Source organism: Tardiphaga sp. 215_C5_N2_1, assembly GCF_052076055.1.
In the GTDB taxonomy this organism is placed as follows: domain Bacteria; phylum Pseudomonadota; class Alphaproteobacteria; order Rhizobiales; family Xanthobacteraceae; genus Tardiphaga; species Tardiphaga robiniae.
The window spans coordinates 4,584,080-4,610,892 of record NZ_CP197240.1 but is presented as its reverse complement, the minus strand read 5'-3'; the positions used below and the strand labels follow the sequence as shown (position 1 = coordinate 4,610,892).

Here is a 26,813-nt window from a genome sequence, read left to right as displayed (position 1 = left end):
TCAGTTACTTTCTTTGCGGGCCGAACTGGCGGTCAGTCCGGTCAGGTTAAACACGCGCTTGGGGATGAGTTCGCCATTGCCAACTTCAGCGAGGGCCAATAATCGCCCTGCCACCGTGACATAAACTGTGCCGCTACAATCGGGCGCATCCCGTCCGCGCAACAAAACGGCTTGGCCCCGATGGAGCCTTGCCGCATCCGCCCGTGTGACGGCCAGTGCCGGGATGTCGTCCAGCGCGGTCTCAACGGGCAGTAGCGCGTCGGCGAGGCTACCCTCGCCAGACGCGGCTCTATCGCACAAAGCCTCCAACTGTTCCAGCGGAATCATGTCGGCTTCGGCGAAAGGTCCGACCAGGGTACGCCGGAGCGCACTGATATGGCCGTAGCAGCCGAGTAAACGGCCGATATCGCGGGCCAGCGCACGCACGTAAGTGCCCTTGCCGCACTCGGCTTCGAACACGGCATGGTCGCTATCTGGCTGTTCTGTCAGGACTAATTCGTGAATCACAACCGGTCGGGGAACCAGCGGCACCACCTCGCCGTCGCGGGCGAGATCATAGGCGCGCTCGCCCTGGATCTTGATCGCCGAGTATTGCGGCGGGGTCTGTTCGATATTGCCGGTAAATTGCGGCAGCAGAGCCCTGATCTGGTCGGCCGTTGGCCTATTCGGGCTGGTGAAGGTCGCACGGCCCTCGGTGTCGTCGGTATCGCGTTCCTCGCCCCAAGCGACCGTAAAGCGATAGCGCTTGCGGCCGTCCATCACGAACGGAACCGTCTTGGTGGCTTCGCCGAGCGCGATCGGCAGACCGCCGGACGCCAACGGATCAAGGGTACCGGCATGGCCGGCGCGCTTGGCCTGGAACAGGCGCTTGGCGATCGCGACGGCCTGGGTCGAGGTCATGCCGATCGGCTTGTCGAGGATCACCCAGCCATGAACGTCGCGCTTGTCGCGCCGGACCTGGCCCTGCTGACGCTGCTTGCCGCCCTGATGGCGGGGATCGTTATTGCCGCGATGGCCCTGATGCTGACGCTGGTCATTGCCGCCGCGGTCACCTTGCTGACCGTGGTCGCCGTGCTGCACGGCCGGAGACAGGGTGGGCTCGCCATTGCCCGCTTCATCGAGGCGTGAATCGAGGGCGGCGGCTGGGGTCGTCACAGTCATTCGTTTTCGTCCGAGTCTGGTTTGAGGTCGCGCGCAACGGCAGGCGTGCGCAGGAGTTTGTCGATGCGTTCGGCTTCGTCGAAGCGCTCATCGATGCGGAAGCGGAGATCGGGGGCGTATTTGAGGTTCACGCGATACGCGACCTCGGTTCGCAGGAAGCTCTTGTTCGCCGCAAGCGCCTTCAGCACCGGTTCGGTGTTCTGGCCGCCGAGCGGCATCACATAGACGGTGGCGAGCTTGAGATCGGGCGACATCTTCACCTCGGGCACGGTGATGATGGTGGTCTGCAGAACGGGATCGTGGACCCCACCTTGGGACAGGATATCGGCAATCGCGTGGCGCATCAGCTCGCCAACGCGCAATTGACGCTGCGAGCCGCCCGGCGCGGCAGATTTTTGGTGATGCTTGGGCATCGGTTTCCCTACGAAAACAAAATTCGTCATGGCCGGGTTTGTCCCGGCCATCCACGACTGCTCTTTTGAAATTCAAAGACGTGGATGCCCGGCCATCTAGCGAAGCTAGCTTCGCGCAGGCCGGGCATGACGTCTCGTTTAAATCCTGTCTCTCTGTAAGATTTGGACTTACAGGGAGCGCTGGATGGTCTCTACGCGGTAACACTCGATCACGTCGCCGGCGCGCATGTCGCCGTAGTTCTCGAACGCCATGCCGCATTCCTGGCCTGACGCCACTTCCTTCACTTCGTCCTTGAAGCGCTTCAGTGTCGACAGCTTGCCTTCGTGCACCACGACGTTGTCGCGGATCAGGCGCACATTCGCGCCGCGTTCCACGGTTCCGTCGGTGACGCGGCAACCCGCAACCTTGCCGACCTTCGAGATGTTGAACACTTCGAGGATCTGCGCATTGCCCAGCATGGTTTCGCGCAGCGTGGGCGCGAGCAGACCGGACATGGCTTTCTTCACGTCATCCACGAGGTCGTAGATGATGTTGTAGTAGCGGATTTCGATGCCGTTGCGCTTGGCAGCAGCGGCTGCTTCCTTGTTGGCGCGAACCGAGAAGCCGATGATGGCGGCGTTGAAGCCCTCCGCCAGCGTAACGTCCGATTCCGAGATGCCGCCGACGCCCGCATGCAGGATGCGCGCGGCGACTTCGTCGGTGCCGAGCTTCTCGAGCGAGCCGAGAATGGCTTCGAGCGAACCCTGCACGTCGGCCTTGATGATCAGCGGGAAGTCCTTGCGACCCGAGGTCTTCAGCTGGCTCATCATCTGCTCGAGCGAGCCGCGCATGCCGTTGGTGGAGGCTGCGGACTTCTCGCGCTTCTGATGGGCGCGGTAGCCGGTGATTTCACGGGCGCGGGCTTCGTTCTCGACCACGGCCATACGATCGCCAGCTTCCGGCGGACCATTGAAACCGAGCACTTCGACCGGCACGGACGGACCTGCCGCGGTCAGTGTCTCGCCCTGATCGGAGATCAGCGCGCGGACACGGCCCATTTCGGCACCGGCCACGATAATGTCGCCAACCTTCAGGGTGCCGCGCTGAACCAGCACGGTCGCCACCGGACCACGACCACGATCGAGCTTGGCTTCGATCACGGTACCTTCCGCCGGACGCTCCGAATTGGTCTTCAGGTCGAGAATATCGGCCTGCAGCGCGATCATTTCCAAGAGCTTGTCGAGGTTGGTCTTGTTCTTCGCCGACACTTCGACGTCGACCACGTCGCCGCCGAAGGATTCGACCTGCACGTCATGCTGCAGCAGTTCGGTGCGCACGCGCTCCGCCTTGGCGTCGGGCTTGTCGATCTTGTTGATCGCCACGATCATCGGCACGCCGGCTGCCTTGGCGTGGTTGATGGCTTCGATGGTCTGCGGCATGACGCCGTCATCGGCCGCCACCACCAGGATGACGATATCCGTGACCTTGGCGCCGCGGGCACGCATCGCGGTGAACGCAGCGTGGCCTGGCGTATCGATGAAGGTGATCTTCTTGCCGCTCTCGGGCGACGTGACCTGATACGCACCGATATGCTGGGTGATGCCGCCAGCTTCGCCGGACACCACATTAGCATGGCGCAGCGCGTCGAGCAGCGAGGTCTTGCCGTGGTCGACGTGGCCCATGACGGTCACGACCGGCGAACGCGGCTCGGTATCGGTGGAATCGTCGACCTTGTCGAACAGACCTTCTTCAACGTCCGATTCGGCAACGCGCTTGACGGTGTGGCCCATTTCTTCGGCCACCAGCTGCGCGGTGTCGGCGTCGATGACGTCGTTGATCTTGTGGATCGCGCCCTGCTTCATGAGCAGACGGATCACGTCCACGGCGCGCTCGGCCATACGGTTGGCGAGCTCCTGAATCGTGATCGCTTCCGGGATCGTGACTTCACGAACCAGCTTTTCCTTCGGCTCGTTCGACTGATGACCCTTCAGACGCTGGGTGCGGCGACGGAACGAGGCGATCGAACGCTCGCGGACGTCGCCGGCCGACAGCGCGGTGACGACGGTGAGACGGCCGCGCTCCTTCTGCGGACCGGGCTTGGCAGTGGGCTTCGGCGCGATCACGGGGCGCGCGGCGCCGCCGGGACCACGGCGAATGACGCGTGGACCTTCATCCTCGTCGGTGCCGTCGGCAGCGACGCCGGGCGCACGCGCAGGCGTAGTCGAGGTGGCGCCGGGACGGGCCGTCGTCGTGGCCGGCTTGGCGGCCTTCGCATCGGCTTCAGCCTGACGGCGCTTGGCCTCGACTTCGGCGCGGCGCTTGGTTTCTTCTTCCTGGCGGTGACGCTCTTCCTCGGCCTTGCGACGGGCTTCGGCAGCTTCACGCTCTTCCTGTTCCTTGAATTCCTTGGTGTTGCGGCGGGCAGCCTCGATCTCGGCGAGGCGACGCTCTTCCTGCTCGCGCACGCGGGCATCGGCCAGCGCGCTGGCGCGGGCATTGCGCTCTTCTTCGGTCAGGGTGCGGAGCACGACGCCTGAACCTGAACGGGCCGGAGGCTGCGGGCGCTGCGGCGCGCGCGACGGCGGCGCTGCGGGAGGCGGAGCGGAGCTGCGTCCTGCGGGAGAAGGGGCAGCGGTGCGGGAAGCCGGTGCGGCCGGTGCAGGCGCAGCAGCGCGCGCAACCGGCGCCGCGGGCGCAGCAGTTGCAGCGGGAGCAGCCGGCGCAGCAGCAACGGGAGCTGGTGCAGCAGTCTCGACAGGTGCGGGAGCAGCAGTTGCTGGTGCGGCGACAGGCGCAGCCGCGGGCGCATCGCCGGGCATACGGCGCTTGCCGCGCTTCTCGACCACCACCTGCTTGGTGCGGCCATGGCTGAAGCTCTGGCGCACAGTGCCCTGCTCGACGCGCGGCTTGAGCGTCAAGGTCTTGCTGGGAACGCTCAGAGTCTTGTCACCAGGCGTTTTCGTATCAACCATTCAGCAGTCCTAATCTTGTTGCGTTGTGCGCGGTCGCACAGTCGTCGAAGTTTCGATCAGCGAGATCGTTGGCGTCAGCGGCTCCGTCTCCGGCGCAGCAGTTGTCAGCGAAGCTTTGGCGCTTGCGTTGATGTCGTCGTCAGCCAGCCGGTATTGGACCAGAGTCTGGCTGCGCGACAGGAACGTTTTGCCCGCCGGGCCCGTAAGCACGGCAGCATGTATCACATTTGACCGCCCTAATGCCAAATCCAATTCATCGGAGCTTAAAACCGTAATGATCGGCAGTTTCGGCGCGTCGTCGCCGGATTCCGCGTCAAATTCCACGCGTTGCCGGGCAACGCTGTCCAGTTTACGGATTCCGTCGGGGGCGCCGTTGGAGGCGTGGAGAAGAACACCGACCGTTCCGCGGCGCAGGGCGTCTTCGACCTTGGTGAAGCCGGAAACCACCTGACCGGCCTTGGCAGTTATGGCCAGCGCCTCGATGACGCCGCGCACCATGAGCTTGTCGGTGTCGTCGGCCAGGGTCGGCGACGCCTTGACCGCTTTCTTGAAGCCCTTGGCAAAAAGATTGCGCTTCGCCGCCTCGGTCACCGCCTTGCGGGAGGCCGTGACCCAGAGGCCGCGGCCGGGAAGCTTGCGCTTCAGATCCGGGATCGCCTCGCCCGTGGGCGCGACGACGAACCGGATCAGATCATCGATCGGGCGCACGCTCCGCGTGACCACGCACATCCGCTCGGTCCCAGGCTTGGTGCTCCGGGGGCCGTTATCCAGATCTGCTTGGTCAGCAATGGCGAGCATGCGCGTGGCATTGTCCTTACGCTTCTTCGGTGGCGTCGAGCGGCGCACCCTTGTCGAGATCGGCCTGGGTGATCCAGCCGGCCACGACGCGGGCCTGCATGATCAGATGCTCGGCGTCCTCACGCGAAATTTCGCTGGCATCGAGAATGCCCGGGTGCTTGGTCGGCTCGGAGCCTTCCTTGCGTTCGGTCCAGCCCACCAGATCGTCAGTGGCGCAGCCGGCAAGATCCTCGACGGTCTTGATGTCGTTTTCGCCGAACTTGACCATCATCTTGAGGGTCACGCCCGGAACGTCCTTCAAAGCGTCTTCCACACCCAGTTCCTTACGTTTGCCTTCGAGTTCAGCTTCGAGCTGCTCGAGGTATTCACGTGCACGGCTCTGCAATTCGGCCGCTGTTTCGTCGTCGAAGCCCTCGATGCCCGACAGTTCCTTGGCATCGACCATCGAAAGTTCTTCCACCGAGGTGAAACCTTCCGACGCGAGCAGCTGACCGACGACTTCGTCGACGTTCAGCGCTTCCATGAAGACGCGCGTGGAATTTTCGAAATCGGCCTGGCGACGTTCGGATTCTTCCTGCTCGGTCAGGATGTCGATATCCCACCCGGTCAGTTGCGAAGCCAGGCGCACATTCTGGCCGCGACGACCGATCGCAAGGGATAGCTGGTTATTCGTGTCGGGAACGACAACCTCGATGCGCTCACGATCTTCATCGATCACGACTTTCGAGACTTCCGCCGGCGCCAGCGCGTTCACCACGAAAGTGGCGATATCCGGCGACCATGGAATGATGTCGATCTTCTCGCCCTGCAGCTCGTTGACCACGGCCTGCACGCGGGAACCACGCATACCGACGCAAGCGCCGACCGGATCCACCGACGAGTCGCGCGAGATCACGCCGATCTTTGCACGCGAACCGGGATCGCGGGCCACGGCCTTGATTTCAACGATACCGTCATAGATTTCAGGCACTTCCTGCGCGAACAACTTGGCCATGAACTGCGGATGGGTGCGCGACAGGAAGATCTGCGGACCACGGGTCTCGCGGCGCACGTCGAACACATAGGCGCGAACGCGGTCGCCGTTGCGGAACACTTCGCGCGGCAGCATCTCGTCGCGGCGCACGATGGCTTCGCTGCGGCCAAGATCGACGATCACCGAACCGTATTCGACGCGCTTGACGATGCCGTTGACGATCTCGCCGATGCGATCCTTGAATTCCTGGTACTGCCGGTCACGCTCGGCTTCGCGCACCTTCTGCACGATGACCTGCTTGGCGGACTGCGCGGCGATACGGCCGTATTCCAGCGGCGGAAGCGTGTCGGCGATAGTGTCGCCGATCTGCGCACCCGGATTGGCGCGCTGCGCGTCAAACAGCGAGGTCTGGAAAGACGAATTCTCGACGTCCTCTACCACCAGCATGTGGCGGGTCAGAGAGAGCTGGCCGGTCTTGGGATGAATCTCGGCATGCACATCGGTCTCGGAACCGTAACGCGCGCGGGCCGCTTTCGCGATCGCCTCTTCCATCGCCTGGATGACGATGTTGCGGTCGATCGATTTTTCGCGCGCGACGGCGTCGGCGATCTGCAGCAGTTCGAGTTTATTGGCGCTGACAGCGGCCATAGCTCATTCTCCTTCGATGGGATCGATTTCGCCTCGGCGCGCACGATCGGCGGCCAGACGATGTTCTTTGGTATTCTTCGGCAAAGGCTTCTTGGCAGCTTTCGCGACCTTGAGTTTCGGCTTCGGCGCAAAGCTCTTTTTCGGATCGCTGCGCTTGGCATGCGGTGCCGGCGGCGGCGCGAGACCGAGCTCCCGCTTGAGATCAAGCTCGGCGTGCTTGCCGCGGCGCATGGACTCGGCGATCAGCTCGTCGGTCAACACCAGGCTGGCATTGGAGATATCTTCCAGCGGCAACCGCGTGATGGGGTCTTCGCCGTCGCGGGCGCCTTCCCGATCGATCAGTACGACGTCGCCTTCGATAGCGCCGAGCAGGCCACGGAAGCGTTTGCGGCCGCCGACGGCGACAGCCATCTCGATCTTAACCAGATAGCCATGATAGCGCTCGAAATCGGAGCGTCGGACCAGCGGACGATCGATGCCGGGCGAGGAAATTTCGAGGCGATAGGCTCGCTGGATCGGATCGGCGACGTCCATCACCGGCGACAGCGCGTGTGAGATCGCCTCGCAGTCCTCGACCAGCATGGTGCCATCCGGCCGCTCCGCCATAATCTGCACGGTGCAGCCGAGCTCGCCGGAAATTTTGATCCGCACCAGCCGGTAACCGAGGTTTTCGAGCACGGGCGTAGCGACTGCCGATACCCGCGCCGCAGCACCCGGCTCGATCACCAGGCGCGGCTCGGAAAGCAGCTCGGTATCAACGGTTTCTGGGTTTTGGTCGGTCATGTCCAGGATCGAAGTATTCCGGTTGGAGGATGTCTGAATGCGCGCGCAGCCTGCAGAAGTGTATCGCGTCGGGCTTTCGGCCCTTTTGGACCCGGCCGAGCCTCGCCGGATTATCGGCCAAGGTCCGTTCAGGTAATAAAAAAGAGCGGGTCCCGAGGGGCCCACTCTCAAACGCGATCGTATGAGAACCTAATAAGTTGTGGGCGATATAGCCCTTTTCCTGCGCGCCGGCAAGGCCGCAGTGGCTGCCCCGCAATAATTCTGCAACCCGCGGTAGCCCAATCCTGCGGACTAACCGTTCCTTCATCAACCCCATCTAGGGTGCCCCAGCCTTTCCGTATGGTGGTGTTGAGTATTTTTTGATGGCTGAGGCGAAATCGCTCATTCCCGGGCTGGAGAACATCGTCAGAGATGGCGATCCCAAGCGCCGCGGCGAGGCGGTCCGTAAGATTTCCGAGCTTTTCCTGCGGGGCGCGTCCCGTTTTCAGCCGGCCCATGTCGATCTGTTCGACGGCGTTCTGACGAGTCTGGTTCCACAAACCGAGGTCGAAGCACGCACCGAGCTGGCCGAACGGCTGTCCGATCTCGTCAACGCACCGCCGCAACTGGTGGCCTTGCTCGTCCGCGATGACGAAATCCTGATCGCCGGGCCGCTGTTGCGCCGCTCACCTTTGATCGACGAACCGACACTGGTCGACATCGCCAAGGCCCAAGGCCAGTCGCATCTGCTGGCGATCTCCGATCGCTCGACGCTGACCCCGCGCATTACCGACGTGATCGTCCGCCGCGGCGACCGCGACGTGATCCGCCGCGTGGCCGGCAACGCCGGTGCGGCTTTCTCGCAGCTCGGCTATACCGGCCTCATTCGCCGCGCCAGCGACGATGGCGCCCTCGCCGTCACGGTCGGGCAACGCGACGATCTCGCGCCGGAACAGCTCAAACACCTGTTGGCGCAGTCGGTCGAGGTGGTTCGCCGCCGGCTGTTCGATGCCGCCGCCCCCCAACTGCGCAACGCGATCAACCGCGCGATGCAGGACATCACCGGTACGCCGACGCATCTGGCCGTCACCCGCGACTTCGCCACCGCGCAGCGTGCCATTCGCAAGCTCCACCAGGCCGACGAGCTGGACGAAGGCGCTTTGTTGCGCTTTGCCCGCGCCCATCAATATGAGGAAACCGCCGCCGCCCTCGCCGCTCTGTCGGGCGTGCGGATCGGGACCATCGACCAGCTCCTCAAAGGCGACCGCGACGATCCGATGCTGATCCTCGGCAAATCGATCGGGATTTCTTGGGCCACCGTCCGCGCCCTGATGACGCTGCGTCTCGGCCCCGGCCGTTCACCTGCCGCCGCCGATGTCGAGGAAGCCCGGCAGAATTTCGAGCGCCTGGTGCCCGCCACGGCACAGCGTGTGCTGACCTTCTGGCAGACCCGCGAGACCGCCTCAGCGATTCCCCTGCCGCTCTGATCCACTGGGGTTCTCCGGGGCCGCAGCCCGCCGCTCCCGTTTGCGCCACTCCGCCACAAAATTCACGAACGCCGCCAAAGCCGGCGGCGGCTGCCGACGGCTTGGATAATACAGGAACGGGCCCGGGAATGGCGGCAACCAGTCCTCCAGCACGCTGACCAACCTCCCGGTCGCGAGGTCGTCCCGCACATAGCCCTCAAACACCGCGTAAAAGCCAAGTCCGTCCCGGGCTGCTTCCAGCCCGAGCCGGGAATAGCTCGCCAGCAGAGGCCCCCGGGGCGGTATCCGGACCACCTGGCCGTCCTTTTCGAACTCCCATTCCGGGATAGAACCGTTGTCGAAACGCGTTCTGATGCAGCAATGCTGCAGCAATTGCTGCGGTGCAATAGGTCGCCCATGCTGCGCAATATATTGCGAAGAAGCCACCATCACGAAGCGTTGCGGTGGCCCCAGCGAGACCGCGATCATGTCCTGCGCCAGATCCTCGCCATAACGAATGCCGGCGTCGAACCCCTTGGCGACGATGTCGATCAATGACGTCTCGGCAACGATCTCAAGTTCAACCTGCGGATATTGCTGCAAAAATGGTGTAACCATCGGCGCCACCACGATATCGATGGCTGGTGCTGGACCGTTGATCCTGAGGCGGCCAGACGGCACATCACCGAAATCGCGAACTTGCTGCAACGCAGCATGGACATCGCCCATAGCCGGAGCGATTTTGCGTTGCAGCAATTCTCCAGCCTCGGTGAGCGCCACACTCCGCGTTGTGCGATGCAGCAAACGAACGCCGAGGCGCTCTTCCATGTCACGCAGTCGCTGGCTCAGGCTGGACACCGAGACATGGGTCTCCACCGCCGCCCGCCGGAAATTCCGGGTCCGTGCAACTGCCAGAAAGGCCGCCAGATCGCGCAGATCGAGATCGCTCATTGTTCGACAGAGTGAACAAGCCTTTCGGGATTGTCCAGCTTATCGGATCAATGGAGCGGGCTCATATCGGGGCGGCAGCGGCAAAGGATCGGTCCGGCCGCCTTCTGGGAGAACCACCATGAAACACCTTCAACTCGGAAAGACTGGCCCGACAGTGGGCGCGCTCGGCCTCGGCTGCATGGGCATGTCGGATGTCTACGGCCCGGCCGACCGAGGCGAAAGCATTGCCACCATCCACGCCGCGCTGGAGGCCGGCGTCACCCTGATCGACACCGGCGACTTCTACGCCATGGGCCACAACGAACTCCTGATCGCCGAAGCCCTGCGCGGCCGCGACCACGATAACCTGCAGCTTTCGGTCAAATTCGGCGGTATGCGCGATCCCGCCGGTGCCTTCATGGGCTTCGACAACCGCCCGATAGCGATCAAGAATTTCGTGGCCTATTCGCTGGTGCGGCTCGGCGTCGAGGTCATCGACATCTACCGCCCCGCGCGGCTCGACCCCAATGTGCCCATCGAGGACACCGTCGGCGCCATCGCCGACCTGATCAAGGCCGGCTATGTCAAACATATCGGCCTGTCCGAAGTCGGCTCCGAGACCATCCGCCGTGCCCACAAGGTGCATCCCATCACCGACCTGCAGATCGAATATTCGCTGATCTCACGGGGCATAGAGGACGACATCCTGCCGACCTGCCGCGAACTTGGCATCGGCATCACGGCCTACGGCGTGCTGTCGCGCGGCCTGATCGGCGGCCATTTCGCCAAGACCGACCTCAACGCGAAGGACTATCGCAGCTACAGCCCGCGCTTCAGCGCTGCGAATATCGATCGGAACTTGGCTCTGGTTGAAAAAATCCGCACCATCGCCAGCGAGATCGGCGCCTCGGTCGCGCAGGTGGCGATCGCCTGGGTTGCCGCGCAGGGCCAAGACATCCTGCCCGTGGTCGGTGCCCGCCGACGGGATCGGCTCACTGAAGCGCTGGGATCGCTGGAGGTGAAACTCACGCCCGCGCATCTCAGGGCGCTGGCGGAGGCGATCCCGGCCGATGCGGCAGCCGGCGGCCGTTATCCGGACGAGCATCTCGCGCATATGGACAGTGAAAAGAAGCGGGCGTGAGACGACACAGGCCAATGGCATCCCTCCCCCATGCGGGAGGGATTAAGAAAGCGCCTCACAAATATGCGCTCAAATCCCTGATGCTCGGCGCATCCCCGTTCAGCGGATTCGCCGGATCGCGCCCGTAACGCAGCGTCTCGAAGCGCATGTTGCGGGCGTCGATCATCAGCAGACGCCCGACCAGCCCTTCACCAAAGCCCACGATCTCGCGGATCGCTTCCAGCGCCATCATCGAGCCAACCATACCGGCCAGCGCACCCATGACGCCGGCTTCCTGGCAGCTCGGCACCGTGCCCGGCGGCGGCGCTTCGGGAAACAGACAGCGATAGGTCGGGTTCAATGCACCCGAGGCGTTGACCTCATGGGCACGAATCGTGGTCAGCGAGGCATCGAAAGTGCCGAGAGCCGCGGAGATCAACGGCTTCTTTGCAAGATAGCAAGCATCCGACAGCAGATAGCGCGTGGTGAAATTGTCGGAACCATCGAGCACGATGTCGTAGCCCGACAACAGCGTCATCGCATTAGCTGCATTGAGCCTGACGGCATGGCCGATAAATCTGACATGCGGATTGAGCGCATGGATCTTTGCGGCAGCGCTGTCGGTCTTCAGCGCGCCGATATCCGGCGTTGCGTGAATGACCTGCCGCTGCAAATTCGACAGTGATACCGTGTCGTCGTCGACCACACCGAGCGTGCCGATGCCCGCGGCCGCCAGATACATCAGCGCCGGTGCACCGAGCCCGCCGGCGCCGATCACCAGCACTTTCGCGCCCTGCAGCGCGGTCTGGCCGGGACCGCCGACCTCGCGGAGCACAATGTGACGCGCATAGCGCTCGAGTTCATCGGCATTCAGCATCGCAATAGTCGCTCCAAACTCCGACCCTCATGGTGAGGAGCGCGCTTCTTGCGCGCGTCTCGAACCATGAGATGAACAGCTCATCCTTCGAGACGGCGCTGAAGAAGCGCCTCCTCAGGATGAGGCCACAGATCAGGTCCCGCATTGTCGTGAACCCTTCCCGCGCTGTCACCGACCCACGAGATGTGCTTAATTCCACCGAAATCAATCACCAGCTTCAAGACCGGACATGTCATGAGATCGATGCTTTCAGCAACATTGATGATCGTGGCAGCCTCTGCGGCTCACGCACAGGTGCAGGCGACGCCTCCCGCGGTGCAGGGCATCAAGCCGAAGCCGGTCACCACCACACCGATCCGCCCGGCGCTGCAGACCCCTGCCGACACCGCCAATGCCATGGCGCAGGCCGAGCGGCTGGGGATCCAGTCAGATCTCGCTTGGACCGGGCAATATAACGGCGCCATTACCGGCGAGGTCTCGGATCGCATGGTCAATGCGATCAAGACATTCCAGAAGGACAATGGCGCCAAGCAAACGGGCGTTCTGAACCCCCAGGAACGCGACGTGCTGCGCGCTGCGGCGAAGAAGCTTCAGGACAATGTCGGCTGGAAAATGGTGACCGACATGGTGACCGGCGCACGGCTTGGCCTTCCCGGCAAGCTGGTGCCGCAGCAGGCCTCCGACGCGAACGGCAGCAAATGGTCGTCCTCCACCGGCACGGTCCAGATCACGCTGGCGCGCCGCAAGGAGGACGCGCCCTCCACCGCGAAGCTCGCCGAGGCCGAGCGCAAGGAGCCCGGCCGCAAAATCGACTATCAGGTGGTGAAGCCAGATTTCTTCGTGCTGTCCGGCCTGCAGAACCAGAAGAAGTTCTACATCCGCGGCCAGTTCAAGGACTCCGAGGTCCGCATCCTCTCGATCTTCTACGATCAGGCCACCGAAGGCACGATGGAGCCGGTGGTGATCGCGATGTCGTCGGCCTTCAACGCATTCCCGACCGGCGCACAGGCGATTGGCCCGCCGCCGCGCAAGAAGGTCGAATATGCCAGCGGAATCGTGGTGAGCGATGACGGCGCCATCGTCACCGATCGCCAGGCAGTCGATGGCTGCATGTCCATTGTCGTCGCTGGTTACGGCAATGCCGACAAAGTCGCCGAAGATAAAGTGCGCGATCTCGCACTGCTGCGCATCTATGGCGCGCGCGAGCTGAAGCCGCTGTCGCTTGGCGCTGGCGCAGCGAAGCCCAATCTCGATCTCGTAGGGATCGCCGATCCGCAAAACCAGGGCGGCGGCGCAGCCGTCACCAGCGTGAAGGCAACCACCACACCAATCGGCACCGGAAGCGAACTGGCGCTGTCACCCGCACCGGGGCTCGGCTTTTCCGGCGCGGCCGCCATCGACAGCGACGGCAAATTCGCGGGCCTCGCGCAATTGAAGCCGCTGCTCGTAGCCGGCGCGCCGAATGCAGCGCCACAGGCGGCTCTGGTGCCCGCGGAACTCGTGCTGAATTTCGTGAAAGCTAATGGCGTGAACGCGAACGGCAGCTCGGCCGATGCGAAGGCTGCGATGGTGCGTGTGATCTGCGTGCGGAAGTAGTTTTCGCTGGAAATTAGCTCTCTTTTGGCCTATGCTCAAGCATATGCCGCGGAGGTGCCGATGACCGACTCCCGTCACGTCAGGCTGTTTCGTAACGGTCGCAATCAGGCGGTCCGCATTCCCGTTGAATTCGAGTTACCGGGCGACGAAGCTGTCATGCACCGCGACGGCGACAGGCTGGTGATCGAACCCGTACGCAAGCGCGGCCTGCTGGCATTGCTTGATACGATGGAGCCCTTCACAGAAGAATTTCCGGACGTCGATGCAGGCCTGCGCCCGCTACGGGACATCAAGCTGTGAGCACACCACGCTACATGCTTGATACAAACGTCGTCTCGGATCTGATCCGAAATCCAGCGGGTCGTGTAGCCAAGAGAATTCGTAAACTCGGCGCCGAGGGATTTTGCGTCAGCATCATTACGTCCGCCGAATTGCGGTTCGGATGCGCCAAACGTAATTCACCGCGGCTCACGCAACTCGTAGAGCAGGTGCTGAATGAGCTCGATATCCTGCCGCTGGAAAGTCCGGCCGACACCGAATACGCCCGCATTCGCCACGACCTTGAAAAGAAGGGCGTCCCCATCGGCCCGAATGACCTGCTGATCGCGGCTCACGCTTGCGCCGTCGATGCCACGCTGGTGACTGCGAATGCGAAAGAATTCAAACGGGTGAGCGGTCTGAAAGTCGAGAACTGGCTGTCATAGGCAACCGCCTGTCCGATGCTCTAGTCCACTTCCTCGTACATCGAATCCATCTGCGCCGCGAACGGCGTTGCGCGCGGCGGCGGCGCGGCAGGGGCGCGGATGATCCGGCGTTCGAGCTGTTCGCGGTTCTGCTGCTCGACGAATTTCACTGCGAATCCGCCCTGGAGATGGCGCACCACGCGGCCGACGCAGGCGCCGACGGCGAGCGGCGTTCCGACCTCCGGCTGCACATCGGCCGAGATCGCGGCGCCGGACACGGACATGTCGATGACGAAGCAGTTCTTCATACTGCCGTCGGCGAAGGTCAGCATGGAATGCGGGCTCGCGGGAATGAGGCGGGCCTGCTTGCGCTCCTCGCGCACCGTAGGGTCTTTCTGGAATTTCTCCAGCCAGGTCAGCTTGTCCGAGAGCTTCTGACGCATCGGCGGCGTCATGTTGAGTTCGAGCAGGAAGCTGCCGGAGATGGTGTCGCTGATACGACCTTCGAGATGGCCGAAATCGCCGAAATAAGGCGTGATGCGATCGCCGATACGACCGACCACCGGCACATCGACAATCATCCGGAACGGCGAGACGCGGCTGGTCCGGCAGGCAAAGCTGCGCGGATTGCCTTCGGAATCCAGCCAATTCGACAGCGTATATTGCCCGCTGACAACGACGTTGACAGCCCGCTGCTTGAGGAATTTTTCGACGGACACAGGTTCATCCTCTACGGTACATTTCCACCACCATAGAAAACCCAACCACGCCAGCATTTGCGCCCGCCTTGGTTATTGCGTTACTTATATACCCCTTCAAGTTGAGGAAATATTACCGGCAAAATCCCGGCGATTGGCGCTATGGAGGCCAGAGGCTTCTCTGCCTCAGCCGGGCACCCGCCCCTTGATGGCATTGGCGCGGGCACTGCAGGTGATACGGCCGGTTGCATCCTCCGAAAGTCCCGTCCGGACGCGCGATTTGAGCTGCACAATCTCCTCCGGCGTCATCACCGTCAGAGCTGCCTTCACCGATGGCCCTGCGGACGAGGCCGACCAGAAGTCGTCGAAATCGGTGAAGGCACGGGTGACATCGATCACGCGGGTTTCGACGTCCACTAGGCCGGCGGAGGTCCACAGCGACTGCATCACGTCGAGGCGCGATGCGTCCACGCTCGGCGGAAGCGACGGCATCTGGCCCATCTTCAGCAATTCACCCAGGATCGGCTGCAGCGGAAAGCCGCCGCCATCCATATCCCAGGCATAGGCGGCCACCGTGCCGCCGGGTGACACGACACGCACCATCTCCGCAACGCCCTTCGACGGCTCCGGCACGAAGAAGATCACCAGCGCCATCACGGCGACATCGAAGGACTTGTCGGAGAACGGTAGTGCCATTGCGTCGCCCAGATGAAACGCCGCCATCGCAGCACCCGGCCGCGTCCGCGCATAAGCAAGCTGCGGCTCCGAGGGATCGATGCCGTCGATCACCGACGGCGCATGGCGCTCGGCGATCAGCTGCGTGAAGGCGCCGTTGCCGCAGCCGACATCGACCCAGGCAAGACCCGGCTTTGGCGCCACCCAATCCAGAAAGACCTCGCCGGCGCTGCGGCTCCAGACGCCCATCATCCGCTCATAGGACGCGCCGTCATTGAAGCGGATGGAGGGAGACGATGCGTCGGTCATGGGGAGTCCTCAATACGGTGTTGGCAGCAGATCATGGCCGGAAATGCCGGGCGCGCAACCACGTTGCCTTCACGGTGGGATCGGCGCGATGCGCACGCATCGGCACGGTTGTTGCTTGGTTTACCGCAAGCAGAACAGTTCGCGACGTCCCGAGGCGTCACCCTGTTACAGAGGAGAGCGAGATGAAGGTCGGCGTATTCATTCCAATCGGGAACAATGGCTGGTTGCTCTCTGAAAATGCCCCGCAATACATGCCGACTTTCGACCTCAACAAGGAGGTGACGCTAAAGGCCGAACATTACGGACTCGATTTTGTGCTCTCGATGATCAAATTGCGTGGCTTCGGTGGGAAAACCGAATTCTGGGATCACAATCTGGAATCCTTCACCTTGATGGCCGGGTTGGCCGCAGTGACCAAGCGAATAAAACTATTCGCCACGGCAGCGACGCTCGTGATGCCTCCCGCGATTGCCTCACGCATGGCTGTGACCATCGATTCGATTTCACATGGCCGCTTCGGCCTCAATCTCATCACCGGCTGGCAACGTCCCGAATATTCGCAGATGGGGCTTTGGCCGGGCGATGACTATTTCGCACGCCGTTACGAATATCTGTCGGAATATGTCGAGATCCTCCGCGACCTCTGGCAGACCGGCGCCTCGGATCGCAAAGGTGAATTTTTCCGGATGGAGGACTGCCGCGTCAGCCCGCGGCCGCAAGCCGATATGAAGATCATTTGCGCCGGACAGAGCGGCGCCGGAATGGCCTTCTCCGCAAAATACGCCGACTACAATTTCTGCTTCGGCAAGGGCGTCAACACCCCGACCGATTTCGCGCCCGCCGCCGAACGGCTGATCGAGGCCACGCGGAAGAGCGGCCGGCACGTAACGACCTATGTCCTGTTCATGGTAATCGCGGCCGAGACCGATGAAGCCGCGTTCGCAAAGTGGGAACACTACAAAGCCGGCGTGGATCACGAAGCGGTCGCCTGGCTGGGCGTACAGGGTGCCGTCGACACCAAGTCAGGCAAGGACACCAACATCCGCCAGATGGCGGACCCTACATCAGCGGTCAATATCAATATGGGGACCTTCGTCGGCTCTTTCGCCAATGTCGCCCGCATGCTCGACGACGTCGCCACCGTGCCGGGCACCGAGGGCGTGTTGCTCACCTTCGACGATTTCGTCCAGGGCGTCGAAGACTTCGGACAGCGCATTCAGCCGCTGATGACATCGCGTAAGGGAGTTGCGGAGGCGGCGGCAGAGGCATTGAAAGGCATGTGACTGTCGATATCAAAAAGGAGTCGCCGACAAGGTCAGCCCCGACTCGGTGTCACCTCTGACACGGCGCACATTCATGGGCTAAGAAAGAGTGTTAGCGCCCTGACAAAAGGTGATAAGATTGCATCTTACAATCCACGCGTGCCTTAAAACGGCCATTTGAGCGCGAAAATCTACCTATTCCCCACTCAGAATGGGACTAGGCCTATGGGCTATGCCTCTTATTTTGAAGACATCGCTGATAGGGCGCTTGACCGTGCAATGATGCTTGCCGCTCACGAGGACAAATTCTGTTTCGAGCAAGCGCGCGAAACTCCGCCGCCACTACCAAAGCGTATTATTACTTTAGCAGCACCCGAAGCGTCACGAGCACAGATCGAGCAAGCACGGATCGAAAAACGCATCCGCGACCTGCAGGCAGTAAACATTCTTGCAATGTTGGAACTGAGACCTAGTCCGCGCCATCATTACTAACGGGAAAATGACCGCCAAATCTCATCACATCGTTCCTCGTATGCATCTTGAGAATTTCGTCGGAACCGACCCCGCTGGTCAGGTTTGGACATACGATTCATTGACTGAAAAACAATGGTCTCAGACACCTTTGGAAGCAGGCACTCAGACGCATTTCTATTCATTTAAGCGCAGTGACGGAACAAGCGATACTCGCATCGAAGAGATGCTAGGTACGTTCGAATCTAATGCAGCGCCGGTATACGATTCGCTTTTGCGTGGCATAATTCCAAAGACAGGCACTCAGGAACGTGTCTGGTTTGCGGAGTTTCTCGCAATTATGTTCGTTAGAACATCCGGCGCCCGACGGCGGCAAGCTGAAATCGAGAGTCGCTTGCTACAAACTAAGTTGTTTGCCTACGCGCAAAATCCAAAAGCGTTCAAGAAAATGGTGAGCGCGCTCGAGCGCGAACGCGGCGAGCCCATCGATTTGGATACGCTCGAAAAAGTTCGGCAGGCGATGATCAAGCCAGGTGATTATGAAATATTGATTCCCAAGGAAAGAACGTTCAGGGCACTAAGTGCAGCAGATGACTTGGCTCCAATTTTCTACAACATGACTTGGTCGTTGGCTTATCCGGCGGATGGTTATTTTATTACAGGGGACAATCCCATTGCGCTAACGACCGACCCAAAAACGCGACATCCCGCAATGGGACAGAGTTTTAGGAATCGGACGGCAGAAACGTCATTTCCATTGTCGAGCGATAGAATGCTGCTCACCTCTTGGGATCGTGACGCGCGGGCACTCGGCGTGTTCGAGAGACGCGACGTAGATTCTCTCAACGAACTACGTGCGATTCGCTCGGACCGCTATATCTATGGCCACTGCAAGGATGAGGCGCTCGGAGCATTGGCCAAGAAGTTCAGAACTGTCCGGCCAGGCATTGTTTCGAATGGGTATGGACCATCAACATTCGCGCCCACCAGGGTGGGACGCTGATCTCAGTTTATATTCTTGGTTTGCTGAGCTAAGACTTCCACTTCACCTCTGACACTTCGGGCACCAGAAGGTCGACCGCCCGTTCTGCACGAAGCGCTTCACGATGCCTGAGCAGCCATCGGTTTGGCAGGGCTCGCCTTCGCGGTCATAGACCTGGAACGAGTGCTGGAAGTAGCCGAGCTCGCCGTCGGTCTGGCGGTGATCGCGCAGCGACGAGCCGCCGGCCTTGATGGCCTGGTTCAGCACCTCGTGGATTGCCGTGACCAGTCGTCTGGAATGATCGGTTGGCTCGCCCTTCTTGGTCGCCAGTGTCGCGGCCAGCCGCCGGGGCGACAGATGCGAGCGAAACAGCGCCTCACAGACATAGATGTTGCCGAGGCCGGCGACGACGCGCTGATCGAGCAGCGCGGCCTTGAGGCTGGTCTTCTTGCCTGCGGTGGCGCCGGCCAGCATCGCCGCATCGAAGGCGTTGCCCAGCGGCTCGGGCCCGATGTCCTTCAGGAACGGCTCGTTCTCGATCTCGCTGCGCGCAAAGATCTTCATGAAGCCGAAACGGCGGGGATCATTGTAGATCACTGACGGGCCCGACGACATATGGAAGACGACGTGATCGTGTGCCCGCTCGTCGCTGCGCGGATGATGGAAGGCGCCCGGCATCACATTTTCTTCATCAGGCGCATCGGACACCACCCGGAACGAACCGGACATGCCCAGATGCATCAAGAGCACATCGCCGGAATCCAGATCCGCCAGCAGATATTTGGCGCGGCGGCCAAGGCTGGCGACGGTCCGGCCCTGCAACCTGTCGGCAAAATCCGGCTGAAACGGAAACCGCAGGTCTTTTCGCCTGAGATCCAGACGGGTGATCTTCGACCCCTCCATGGCCGGCTGCAGGCCCCGGCGGACGGTCTCGACTTCGGGTAATTCAGGCATGATTCACGTCATTCACCTTGAGAGGCTGACGTGATAGCCCCATTGCCGCAGGCGCGCTATGGTCCGCCGCGATGAGGCTTTTGAGATGAAAACGATGGATCAGCCGGGCGAAACCACCCATTTCGGCTTCAGGGACGTCCCCGTAGGCGACAAGCAGACGCTGGTGAACGATGTGTTCCACAGCGTGGCCCGGCGCTACGACCTGATGAACGATCTGATGTCCGGCGGCATGCATCGCGTCTGGAAGGACGTGATGATCAACCAGCTCAACCCGCCGCGCTCGGACGCGCCGTTCGCGCTGCTGGACGTTGCCGGCGGTACCGGCGACATTTCCTTCCGCGCTGCCAAGGCGTCGGGCCTCGGCTTCTCGGCGACGGTCTGCGACATCAACACCGGCATGCTCGATGTCGGCCGCGAGCGCGCCATTACCCACCATCTCGAACATCAGGTCTCCTTTGTCGAGGGCAATGCAGAAGAGTTGCCATTCGCCGACAAGAGCTATGACGCCTATACGATCGCCTTCGGCATCCGCAACGTGCCGCGCATCGACCGCGCGCTCGCTGAAGCCTATCGCGTGCTGAAGCCGGGCAGCCGTTTTCTCTGTCTCGAATTCTCGACCGTGGATGTGCCCGGCCTCGACAAGATCTATGACTTGTTTTCGTTCAAGGTGATCCCGCCACTCGGCAAGGCGGTCACCGGCGACTCTGAGTCGTATCAGTATCTCGTCGAATCGATCCGCAAGTTTCCGAAGCCGCCTGTGTTCGCCGACATGATCCGCGAGGCCGGCTTCTCCCGCGTGAAATACGAACTCCTCTCGGGCGGCATCGTCGCGCTGCATTCGGGCTGGCGTTTGTGATCTCGGCACTCAATCATATGGCGCGGCTGGCCCGCGCCGGCTTCGTGTTTGCGCGCGAAGGCGTGTTCGGCGTCGTCGATCCCTCGCTGGTGCCGCCGCCGGGACAGCTCGCGCTACGCATGGCGCGGCTCATTGAGCGGCCCGGCGCTAAATCGGGCGCGCGGCTGTCGCGCGCGCTGACTCGGCTGGGACCTGCCTATCTCAAGCTCGGCCAGTTTCTCGCGACACGACCCGACGTGGTCGGCGTCGCCATGGCGCGCGATCTCGAAAGCCTGCAGGACCGGCTTCCGCCGTTCTCCCTGACCGAAGCCGAAGGTGTCGTCGCCGCTTCGCTGGAACGCCCTGTGGCGCAGCTCTATGCGAGCTTCAGTCCGCCGGTCGCCGCGGCCTCGATCGCACAGGTGCATCGTGCCGAGATAGACAAGGATGGTGTCCGCAAGGTCTACGCCGTGAAAGTGCTGCGCCCGAATGTCGCCGCGCAGTTCCGCCGCGACCTCGGCGATTTCGCTTACGTCGCCCACAAGGCCGAAGAGCATTTTTCCGAAGCGCGGCGCCTTCGCCTGATCGAGATCATCACCACCATGTCGCGCTCGGTGGCGATGGAGATGGATCTTCGGCTCGAAGCCGCAGCACTCTCCGAGATGGCGGAGAACACCCGCAACGATTCGGATTTCCGCGTGCCGGAAGTGGACTGGGATCGTACCTCGCACAATGTGCTGACGATGGAGTGGATCGACGGTATCGCACTGAACGATCACAAGGGCCTGGAAGAATCCAACGTCGATCTGCCGGACCTTGGCCGCAAGGTGATCCAGAGCTTCCTGCGCCACGCGTTGCGTGACGGCTTCTTCCATGCCGATATGCATCCGGGCAATCTGTTTCTCGATCCTGACGGCCGCCTCGTCGCGGTCGACTTCGGCATCATGGGCCGACTCGGTCTGAAGGAGCGCCGCTTCCTTGCGGAGATTCTGCTGGGCTTCATCACCCGCAACTATCGCCGCGTCGCCGAAGTCCACTTCGAGGCCGGCTATGTGCCCGGTCACCATTCAGTAGAAAATTTCGCGCAGGCGATCCGTGCCATCGGCGAGCCGATTCACAATCGCACGGCCGAAGAAATCTCGATGGCCAAGCTGCTGACGCTGCTGCTTGAGGTCACCGGTCTCTTTGATATGCGTACGCGGCCAGAATTGATCCTGCTGCAGAAGACCATGGTCGTGGTCGAAGGTGTCGCACGAAGCTTCGATCCTAAGCTCGACATCTGGAAGGTCGCCGATCCCGTTGTCCGCGAATGGATCGAGCGCAATCTCGGCCCATTGGGCAAGATTCAGGGCGCGCTCGCCGGCGCCGGCGAACTCGGCAAGGTCGCCGGCAGTCTGCCGGCCTTGGCAACACGGGCGCTGACGGTGCTCGAGCAGTTGGAGACCATGACCCGCGACGGCGTCAGGCTCGACGACGCGACCATCGCCGCCATCGCGCGGGCGCGGGCCAAGCAGCTCCGCTGGCGCACCGTGGGCGTCTGGGTGATCGCGCTGTCGTTCCTCGGGCTGCTGCTGTCGATCCGCTAGAATGATTGCAATGCCGGCACTTTGTGCTAGCATTGCTGTCAAAATAGCGCGAGACGCCTCATGGCCAGCCTGACCATCCGCAAACTCGACGACGCCATTCGCGATGAATTGCGACTGCGTGCTGCCCGCAACGGACGGTCGGTCGAGGACGAGGTGCGGGTCATCCTGCGCGATGCGTCGCAAGATGGCCTCAGGCCTGACGCAAGTTTTCCGCAAGATGCGCCAAACCCATCCAAGCCATTGAAATACATCGGCGATCAGCTCCGCGTCACGCTGATCATCGGCGGCGGAATCGCGGCCTATAAAGCGCTCGATCTGATCCGCCGGCTGAAAGAGCGCGGCATCCACGTCCGCGTGGTACTGACCCGCGCCGCGCAGCAATTCGTCACGCCGCTGGCCGCTAGCGCGCTGTCCAACGAGCGCGCCTATACCGACCTGTTCGATCCGCAGAGCGAATTCGATGCCGGGCATATTCGCCTTGCGCGTGAATGCGATCTCATTGTTGTGGCACCTGCGACGGCGGACTTGATGGCGAAGATGGCCAATGGCCTTGCCGATGATTTGGCCTCTGCGATTCTCCTGGCCGCCGACAAACCGATCCTGATCGCGCCGGCGATGAATCCGCTGATGTGGAATAACGCCGCGACGCGCCGCAATGTCGCGCAATTGCAGCGTGACGGCGTGCGGATGATCGGGCCGAATGCCGGCGAGATGGCCGAACGCAACGAAGCCGGTGTCGGTCGCATGGCCGAGCCGACCGAGATTGCGATTGCGGCTCACACCTTCCTGCGGCCGCCGCGCGCGCAACCGCTGGCGGGCAAGCGCGTGCTGATCACTGCAGGCCCGACCCATGAGCCGATCGATCCCGTGCGCTACATCGCCAATCGCTCGTCCGGCAAGCAGGGCTATGCGATCGCCGCGGCGGCACGGGACGCGGGCGCCGAGGTCATTCTCGTCTCGGGCCCGGTCGATCTCGACGAGGTGCCCGGCGTGATGATGACGCATGTCGAAGCCGCGCGCGACATGCTCGCTGCAGTTCAGGCCGCGCTGCCGGTCGACATCGCGATCTTCGCGGCGGCCGTGGCCGACTGGCGCGTCGTCAATGAAGGCGCCCAGAAGCTGAAGAAGACCGCCGGTGCTGCGATGGCGCCGCTGCAGCTCACGGAAAATCCCGACATCCTCGCGACGATCTCGAAACTCCCCGAACATCGTCCACCCCTGGTGATCGGTTTCGCCGCCGAGACCGAACACCTGATCGACAACGCCAAAGCCAAGATCGCCCGCAAGGGCTGCGACTGGATCGTCGCCAATGACGTATCGCCCGCCACCGGCATCATGGGCGGCGACAACAATACCGTGCATCTGCTGACGCGCAGCAAGGACAGCGCGGATATCGCCGTTGATTCGTGGGCGCCGATGAGCAAGGAACAGGTCGCGACGACCCTGATCGCGCGAATCGCCGACACCGTGACGCAATCCACGAAAGACCAATCATGAGCGCTGCCATCCCCGTTCAGGTCGACGTCCAGCAGCTCCCGCATGGCGCTGGCCTCGCGCTACCGGCCTATCAGACCGCGCATGCCGCCGGCCTCGATCTGCTCGCCGCGGTTCCCGAAGACCAACCGATGATTCTCGCTAGCGGCAAATATGCACTGGTGCCGACCGCGCTGACCATCGCGCTGCCACCCGGCTATGAGGCACAGGTGCGCCCACGCTCCGGCCTTGCCGCCAAGCACGGCATCACCGTGCTGAATTCGCCAGGCACCATCGACGCCGATTACCGCGGCGAGATCGGCGTGCTGCTGATCAATCACGGCCTCGCGGATTTCACGATCAAACGCGGCGAGCGAATCGCCCAGATGGTGATCGCGCCGGTCACGCATGCGGAACTCGTGGTGGTCGCGGCGCTCAGCGAAACCGAACGCGGCAGCGGCGGCTTCGGATCCACCGGCCGCTAGCGCGTATTTCGTCACATCGCGCAGCATTTGAATCAAATCCGCCTGCATTTTTTAACCGGGGACTCTGCGTTCACGGTCTGGACTCTTACCCGGCGACTCCCGAAGCGGATATTGTCGAACGATTCGCGATCGGGAGGGGCTGGTCGGGAAGACGTGCGGTTTGGGGCGAATGATGTCAGGCGTGATCGCGGCGATGCGTCGGACCTTGCTGTCGTGCACTTCTATGGTGCGCGACGGGCTTGTCGGCATCAGTGCGTCTGCACTTCTGGCCACCTCCTCGGCGTCGGCCGCTGACGAACCCTTCATTACCCAGACGCTCGCCAATCTGCTCGATCTCGATCGCCAGGAAATTGCCGCGCTGACGACCGCCACAGCGGTGCTCGGCTTCTCCGTCGTTTCCGCCATCCTGTTGATGCACAATCGTATTCGCTCGGCCAAGACCGAGGCGAAGCTGCGCGCGGAGCTGCATACGCTGCAGGTCGAAGCCGACCGCTTTCGCGCCCTGCTGTTCACTGAGCCGCAGGTTCTGATCGCCTGGGCCGCAGGCGAAACCCGTCCCGATATCTCCGGCGACACCGCATTGATGATGTCGCAGGACCCGCAGCAGCATCAGCCGCAGCGCATTCTCGCGTTCGGAACATGGCTGTCGCCGGAACCCGCGCTGCGGATGGATCATGCCGTCGACGCACTGCTCGATGCCGGCGAAGGCTTTGTGCTGAATCTGACGACCTCAAGCGGCCGCGCCGTCGAGGCGATGGGTCGCGCCATCGGCGGTCAGGCCATTGTCCGGATTCGCGAATTGAGCGGTTTGCGCCGCGAGCTCGCCGAAGTCTCGCTGCGTCACAAGGAACTCGCGGAAGAAGCCGAAATTCTCCGCGGCTTCGCCAATGCCGCGCCATGGCCGATCTGGGCCAAGCAGGCCGATGGCCGATTGAGCTTCGTCAATGCGGCCTATGCGCGTGCGACTGAAGCGACTGATACGGGCGATGCGGTCGGTCGCAACCTGGAACTGCTGGATAGCGATGACCGCAGCAGTCTGGCGCGTGCGCTGAACGACAACCAGCCATTTGCCGCGCGTGTACCGATCGTGATCTCCGGTGAACGCCGCATCTTCGACGTCCACGCCGCCAAGGTCGCCAGCGGCAGCGCCGGCATGGCCATCGACGCCAGCGAGGCTGCCGCGCTATCAGCCGCCTTGGTGCGGATGGCCGAAGCGCATCGCCGCACGCTCGATCAGCTGTCGTCGGGCGTCGCCGTATTCGACGGCCAGCGCCGCCTCGCCTTCTACAACGACTCCTATCGCCGGCTGTGGGATCTCGACCGCACCTTCCTCGACGGCAATCCCGACGATTCCAGCGTGCTCGACCGTCTCCGTGCTGCACGCAAACTGCCGGAGCAGCCCGACTTCCGCGCTTGGAAGGCCAAGCTGCACGAAGCCTATCGTGCCGTCGAAGCCCATAAGGATGTCTGGTATCTGCCGGATGGCCGCGCGCTCTCGATCGTCACCACGCCGAATCCCGAAGGCGGCGTCACCTATCTGTTCGACGATGTCACCGAGAGCCTCGAACTGGCACGGCGCTTCGATGGCCTGATCCGTGTTCAGCGCGAAACGCTCGACAATCTTGCCGAAGCCGTCGCCGTGTTTGGCAGCAACGGCCGCGCGCAACTGTTCAATCCGGCTTTTGCCAAGATGTGGAAGCTGTCGGACGAAGCGCTGGAGCAGCGTCCGCATATTGAAATGGTCGAAACCTGGTGCCGGCCATTGTTCGACGACACTCCGACATGGCAGGCGATCCGCAGCGCGATTACCGGGATCGACAATCGCAAGTCTGTTCCGCTCAAGCTCGAGCGCAAGGACGGCAGCGTGCTGGCCTGCATGACCATGCCGCTGCCCGACGGCGCGACCATGCTGACCTTCCAGGACATTTCGGACGCCGAGAATGTCGAGCGCGCGCTGCGCGAGCGTAACGAGGCGCTGGAGACGGCCGACCAGATGAAGGTGGATTTCGTCCACCACGTCTCCTACGAACTGCGCTCGCCGCTGACCACGATCATCGGCTTCGCGCATCTGCTCAGCGATCCCGTGACCGGCCCGTTGATGCCGAAGCAGGCCGAATATCTCGATTACATCACCACCTCGACCGGCGCGTTGCTGGCGATCATCAATAACATCCTGGATCTCGCCACCATCGATGCCGGCGCGATGACGCTGAATCTCGGCCCGATCGATATCCGCAAGACCATCTCTGCGGCGGCCGAAGGCATTCAGGATCGCCTGGTGCGCGACCGCATCGCACTGCAGATCGACGTTGATCCTGCCATCGGCAGCTTTACCGGCGACGAGAGCCGCGTCGTGCAGGTGCTGTATAATCTGCTCGCCAATGCCGTCGGCTTTTCACCGCATGATGCCGCAATCACGCTGACCGCGCGACGATCCGAGCATACCATCACCTTCACCGTCACTGATCGCGGCCCGGGCATTCCGCCCGAGGTGAAGGACAAGGTGTTCGACTGGTTCGAGAGCCACGCCAATGGCTCGCGTCATCGCGGCGCAGGACTCGGCCTGTCGCTGGTGCGCTCCTTCGTCGAGCTGCACGGCGGCAAGGTCCGCGTCGATTCCGCGGTCGGCAAGGGCACCACCGTCAGCTGCGACTTCCCCATCGACCAGACCGCGCATCGCAACGCCGCCGAATGAGCGAACCCA

The 26,813-nt window shown here is 62.4% G+C and carries 24 protein-coding genes; 13 read left to right on the top strand and 11 right to left on the bottom strand.

Going from position 1 to position 26,813, the window contains the following annotated elements:
* The 6 genes from truB to rimP all read right to left on the bottom strand — a co-directional run bounded on the left by truB (position 1) and on the right by rimP (position 7,728).
* On the bottom strand, positions 1-1,161 hold the full coding sequence (gene truB, locus AB7828_RS21960; RefSeq protein ID WP_093757901.1) for a tRNA pseudouridine(55) synthase TruB: 1,161 nt from the start codon (positions 1,159-1,161) through the stop codon (positions 1-3).
* Entirely contained in the window at positions 1,158-1,574 is a 417-nt protein-coding gene (gene rbfA / locus AB7828_RS21955; RefSeq protein ID WP_068734171.1) for a 30S ribosome-binding factor RbfA, read from the bottom strand. The genes truB and rbfA overlap by 4 nt, the downstream gene beginning before the upstream one ends.
* A 168-nt stretch (positions 1,575-1,742) precedes the next feature.
* Positions 1,743-4,526, bottom strand: a complete 2,784-nt coding sequence (infB, locus tag AB7828_RS21950) for a translation initiation factor IF-2 (protein ID WP_089266436.1) — start codon at positions 4,524-4,526, stop codon at positions 1,743-1,745.
* Positions 4,527-4,535: 9 nt separating this feature from the next.
* Entirely contained in the window at positions 4,536-5,324 is a 789-nt protein-coding gene (locus tag AB7828_RS21945; RefSeq protein WP_093758215.1) for an RNA-binding protein, read from the bottom strand.
* A gap of 16 nt (positions 5,325-5,340) precedes the next feature.
* Positions 5,341-6,945 (bottom strand): transcription termination factor NusA, encoded by a 1,605-nt coding sequence (nusA, locus tag AB7828_RS21940; protein WP_068734140.1) that lies wholly within the window; start codon positions 6,943-6,945, stop codon positions 5,341-5,343.
* Between the two features lie 3 nt (positions 6,946-6,948).
* Positions 6,949-7,728 (bottom strand): ribosome maturation factor RimP, encoded by a 780-nt coding sequence (gene rimP, locus AB7828_RS21935; RefSeq protein WP_120287753.1) that lies wholly within the window; start codon positions 7,726-7,728, stop codon positions 6,949-6,951.
* 362 nt (positions 7,729-8,090) lie between these two features.
* Between rimP and AB7828_RS21930 the strand changes: the two genes are divergently transcribed.
* Positions 8,091-9,194 carry a DUF2336 domain-containing protein gene (locus AB7828_RS21930; RefSeq protein ID WP_089266433.1) on the top strand — a complete coding sequence of 368 codons (1,104 nt, stop codon included), beginning with the start codon at positions 8,091-8,093 and terminating at the stop codon, positions 9,192-9,194.
* Here the strand turns inward: AB7828_RS21930 and AB7828_RS21925 are convergent.
* Complete coding sequence (locus tag AB7828_RS21925; RefSeq protein WP_441231152.1) at positions 9,171-10,124, bottom strand: LysR family transcriptional regulator; 954 nt, start codon at positions 10,122-10,124, stop codon at positions 9,171-9,173. The genes AB7828_RS21930 and AB7828_RS21925 overlap by 24 nt on opposite strands.
* A gap of 118 nt (positions 10,125-10,242) precedes the next feature.
* Between AB7828_RS21925 and AB7828_RS21920 the strand changes: the two genes are divergently transcribed.
* Positions 10,243-11,244, top strand: coding sequence for an aldo/keto reductase (locus tag AB7828_RS21920; RefSeq protein ID WP_441231151.1), 1,002 nt, complete (start codon positions 10,243-10,245; stop codon positions 11,242-11,244).
* A gap of 55 nt (positions 11,245-11,299) precedes the next feature.
* Here AB7828_RS21920 and AB7828_RS21915 read toward each other — a convergent pair whose 3' ends face one another.
* Positions 11,300-12,100 (bottom strand): HesA/MoeB/ThiF family protein, encoded by an 801-nt coding sequence (locus AB7828_RS21915; protein ID WP_441231150.1) that lies wholly within the window; start codon positions 12,098-12,100, stop codon positions 11,300-11,302.
* 234 nt (positions 12,101-12,334) lie between these two features.
* Here AB7828_RS21915 and AB7828_RS21910 point away from each other — a divergent pair, with 234 nt between their 5' ends.
* The 3 genes from AB7828_RS21910 to AB7828_RS21900 are packed head-to-tail and all read left to right on the top strand — an operon-like array spanning position 12,335 to position 14,400.
* A complete protein-coding gene (locus AB7828_RS21910) occupies positions 12,335-13,696 on the top strand; it encodes a serine protease (RefSeq protein ID WP_441231149.1) in 1,362 nt (453 codons plus the stop codon).
* A gap of 60 nt (positions 13,697-13,756) precedes the next feature.
* A complete protein-coding gene (locus AB7828_RS21905) occupies positions 13,757-13,996 on the top strand; it encodes an antitoxin (protein ID WP_175369421.1) in 240 nt (79 codons plus the stop codon).
* A gap of 14 nt (positions 13,997-14,010) precedes the next feature.
* Positions 14,011-14,400 (top strand): type II toxin-antitoxin system VapC family toxin, encoded by a 390-nt coding sequence (locus AB7828_RS21900; RefSeq protein WP_120287747.1) that lies wholly within the window; start codon positions 14,011-14,013, stop codon positions 14,398-14,400.
* Between the two features lie 20 nt (positions 14,401-14,420).
* On the opposite strand, the gene AB7828_RS21895 is transcribed toward AB7828_RS21900, so the two are convergent.
* Together AB7828_RS21895 and AB7828_RS21890 are read right to left on the bottom strand one after the other, a co-directional pair.
* Positions 14,421-15,098 carry a PilZ domain-containing protein gene (locus AB7828_RS21895; RefSeq protein ID WP_441231148.1) on the bottom strand — a complete coding sequence of 226 codons (678 nt, stop codon included), beginning with the start codon at positions 15,096-15,098 and terminating at the stop codon, positions 14,421-14,423.
* A gap of 165 nt (positions 15,099-15,263) precedes the next feature.
* On the bottom strand, positions 15,264-16,061 hold the full coding sequence (locus tag AB7828_RS21890; protein WP_320446185.1) for a class I SAM-dependent methyltransferase: 798 nt from the start codon (positions 16,059-16,061) through the stop codon (positions 15,264-15,266).
* A 182-nt stretch (positions 16,062-16,243) separates the two neighbouring features.
* On the opposite strand from AB7828_RS21890, the gene rutA reads away from it, so the two are divergent.
* The 3 genes from rutA (at position 16,244) to AB7828_RS21875 (ending at position 18,797) form a co-directional block, all read left to right on the top strand.
* Positions 16,244-17,344, top strand: coding sequence for a pyrimidine utilization protein A (rutA, locus tag AB7828_RS21885; RefSeq protein WP_441231147.1), 1,101 nt, complete (start codon positions 16,244-16,246; stop codon positions 17,342-17,344).
* A gap of 204 nt (positions 17,345-17,548) precedes the next feature.
* Positions 17,549-17,815: a hypothetical protein gene (locus AB7828_RS21880; protein ID WP_441231146.1), complete on the top strand. Its 267-nt coding sequence runs from the start codon at positions 17,549-17,551 to the stop codon at positions 17,813-17,815.
* A 7-nt stretch (positions 17,816-17,822) separates the two neighbouring features.
* Positions 17,823-18,797 (top strand): DUF4238 domain-containing protein, encoded by a 975-nt coding sequence (locus AB7828_RS21875; protein ID WP_441231145.1) that lies wholly within the window; start codon positions 17,823-17,825, stop codon positions 18,795-18,797.
* 42 nt (positions 18,798-18,839) lie between these two features.
* On the opposite strand, the gene mutM is transcribed toward AB7828_RS21875, so the two are convergent.
* A complete protein-coding gene (gene mutM, locus AB7828_RS21870) occupies positions 18,840-19,730 on the bottom strand; it encodes a bifunctional DNA-formamidopyrimidine glycosylase/DNA-(apurinic or apyrimidinic site) lyase (RefSeq protein ID WP_441231144.1) in 891 nt (296 codons plus the stop codon).
* A gap of 94 nt (positions 19,731-19,824) precedes the next feature.
* On the opposite strand from mutM, the gene ubiE reads away from it, so the two are divergent.
* The 5 genes from ubiE to AB7828_RS21845 all read left to right on the top strand — a co-directional run bounded on the left by ubiE (position 19,825) and on the right by AB7828_RS21845 (position 26,804).
* The gene (ubiE, locus tag AB7828_RS21865; protein ID WP_441232292.1) at positions 19,825-20,586 is read left to right on the top strand and encodes a bifunctional demethylmenaquinone methyltransferase/2-methoxy-6-polyprenyl-1,4-benzoquinol methylase UbiE; all 762 of its coding nucleotides are present in this window, start codon (positions 19,825-19,827) and stop codon (positions 20,584-20,586) included.
* Positions 20,583-22,151, top strand: a complete 1,569-nt coding sequence (gene ubiB / locus AB7828_RS21860) for a 2-polyprenylphenol 6-hydroxylase (protein WP_093757889.1) — start codon at positions 20,583-20,585, stop codon at positions 22,149-22,151. The genes ubiE and ubiB overlap by 4 nt, the downstream gene beginning before the upstream one ends.
* 60 nt (positions 22,152-22,211) lie before the next feature.
* Positions 22,212-23,648, top strand: coding sequence for a bifunctional phosphopantothenoylcysteine decarboxylase/phosphopantothenate--cysteine ligase CoaBC (gene coaBC, locus AB7828_RS21855; RefSeq protein ID WP_441231143.1), 1,437 nt, complete (start codon positions 22,212-22,214; stop codon positions 23,646-23,648).
* Complete coding sequence (gene dut / locus AB7828_RS21850) at positions 23,645-24,109, top strand: dUTP diphosphatase (protein ID WP_184512601.1); 465 nt, start codon at positions 23,645-23,647, stop codon at positions 24,107-24,109. The genes coaBC and dut overlap by 4 nt, the downstream gene beginning before the upstream one ends.
* Positions 24,110-24,281: 172 nt before the next feature.
* On the top strand, positions 24,282-26,804 hold the full coding sequence (locus AB7828_RS21845; RefSeq protein WP_441231142.1) for an ATP-binding protein: 2,523 nt from the start codon (positions 24,282-24,284) through the stop codon (positions 26,802-26,804).
* Positions 26,805-26,813 lie beyond the last annotated feature (9 nt).

Coding starts and splice junctions, on each gene's coding strand:
- truB (WP_093757901.1), bottom strand. CDS start 1,161: ATGACTGTGACGACCCCAGCCGCCGCCCTCGATTCACGCCTCGATGAA.
- rbfA (WP_068734171.1), bottom strand. CDS start 1,574: ATGCCCAAGCATCACCAAAAATCTGCCGCGCCGGGCGGCTCGCAGCGT.
- infB (WP_089266436.1), bottom strand. CDS start 4,526: ATGGTTGATACGAAAACGCCTGGTGACAAGACTCTGAGCGTTCCCAGC.
- AB7828_RS21945 (WP_093758215.1), bottom strand. CDS start 5,324: ATGCTCGCCATTGCTGACCAAGCAGATCTGGATAACGGCCCCCGGAGC.
- nusA (WP_068734140.1), bottom strand. CDS start 6,945: ATGGCCGCTGTCAGCGCCAATAAACTCGAACTGCTGCAGATCGCCGAC.
- rimP (WP_120287753.1), bottom strand. CDS start 7,728: ATGACCGACCAAAACCCAGAAACCGTTGATACCGAGCTGCTTTCCGAG.
- AB7828_RS21930 (WP_089266433.1), top strand. CDS start 8,091: ATGGCTGAGGCGAAATCGCTCATTCCCGGGCTGGAGAACATCGTCAGA.
- AB7828_RS21925 (WP_441231152.1), bottom strand. CDS start 10,124: ATGAGCGATCTCGATCTGCGCGATCTGGCGGCCTTTCTGGCAGTTGCA.
- AB7828_RS21920 (WP_441231151.1), top strand. CDS start 10,243: ATGAAACACCTTCAACTCGGAAAGACTGGCCCGACAGTGGGCGCGCTC.
- AB7828_RS21915 (WP_441231150.1), bottom strand. CDS start 12,100: ATGCTGAATGCCGATGAACTCGAGCGCTATGCGCGTCACATTGTGCTC.
- AB7828_RS21910 (WP_441231149.1), top strand. CDS start 12,335: ATGAGATCGATGCTTTCAGCAACATTGATGATCGTGGCAGCCTCTGCG.
- AB7828_RS21905 (WP_175369421.1), top strand. CDS start 13,757: ATGACCGACTCCCGTCACGTCAGGCTGTTTCGTAACGGTCGCAATCAG.
- AB7828_RS21900 (WP_120287747.1), top strand. CDS start 14,011: ATGCTTGATACAAACGTCGTCTCGGATCTGATCCGAAATCCAGCGGGT.
- AB7828_RS21890 (WP_320446185.1), bottom strand. CDS start 16,061: ATGACCGACGCATCGTCTCCCTCCATCCGCTTCAATGACGGCGCGTCC.
- rutA (WP_441231147.1), top strand. CDS start 16,244: ATGAAGGTCGGCGTATTCATTCCAATCGGGAACAATGGCTGGTTGCTC.
- AB7828_RS21880 (WP_441231146.1), top strand. CDS start 17,549: ATGGGCTATGCCTCTTATTTTGAAGACATCGCTGATAGGGCGCTTGAC.
- AB7828_RS21875 (WP_441231145.1), top strand. CDS start 17,823: ATGACCGCCAAATCTCATCACATCGTTCCTCGTATGCATCTTGAGAAT.
- mutM (WP_441231144.1), bottom strand. CDS start 19,730: ATGCCTGAATTACCCGAAGTCGAGACCGTCCGCCGGGGCCTGCAGCCG.
- ubiE (WP_441232292.1), top strand. CDS start 19,825: ATGGATCAGCCGGGCGAAACCACCCATTTCGGCTTCAGGGACGTCCCC.
- coaBC (WP_441231143.1), top strand. CDS start 22,212: ATGGCCAGCCTGACCATCCGCAAACTCGACGACGCCATTCGCGATGAA.
- dut (WP_184512601.1), top strand. CDS start 23,645: ATGAGCGCTGCCATCCCCGTTCAGGTCGACGTCCAGCAGCTCCCGCAT.
- AB7828_RS21845 (WP_441231142.1), top strand. CDS start 24,282: ATGTCAGGCGTGATCGCGGCGATGCGTCGGACCTTGCTGTCGTGCACT.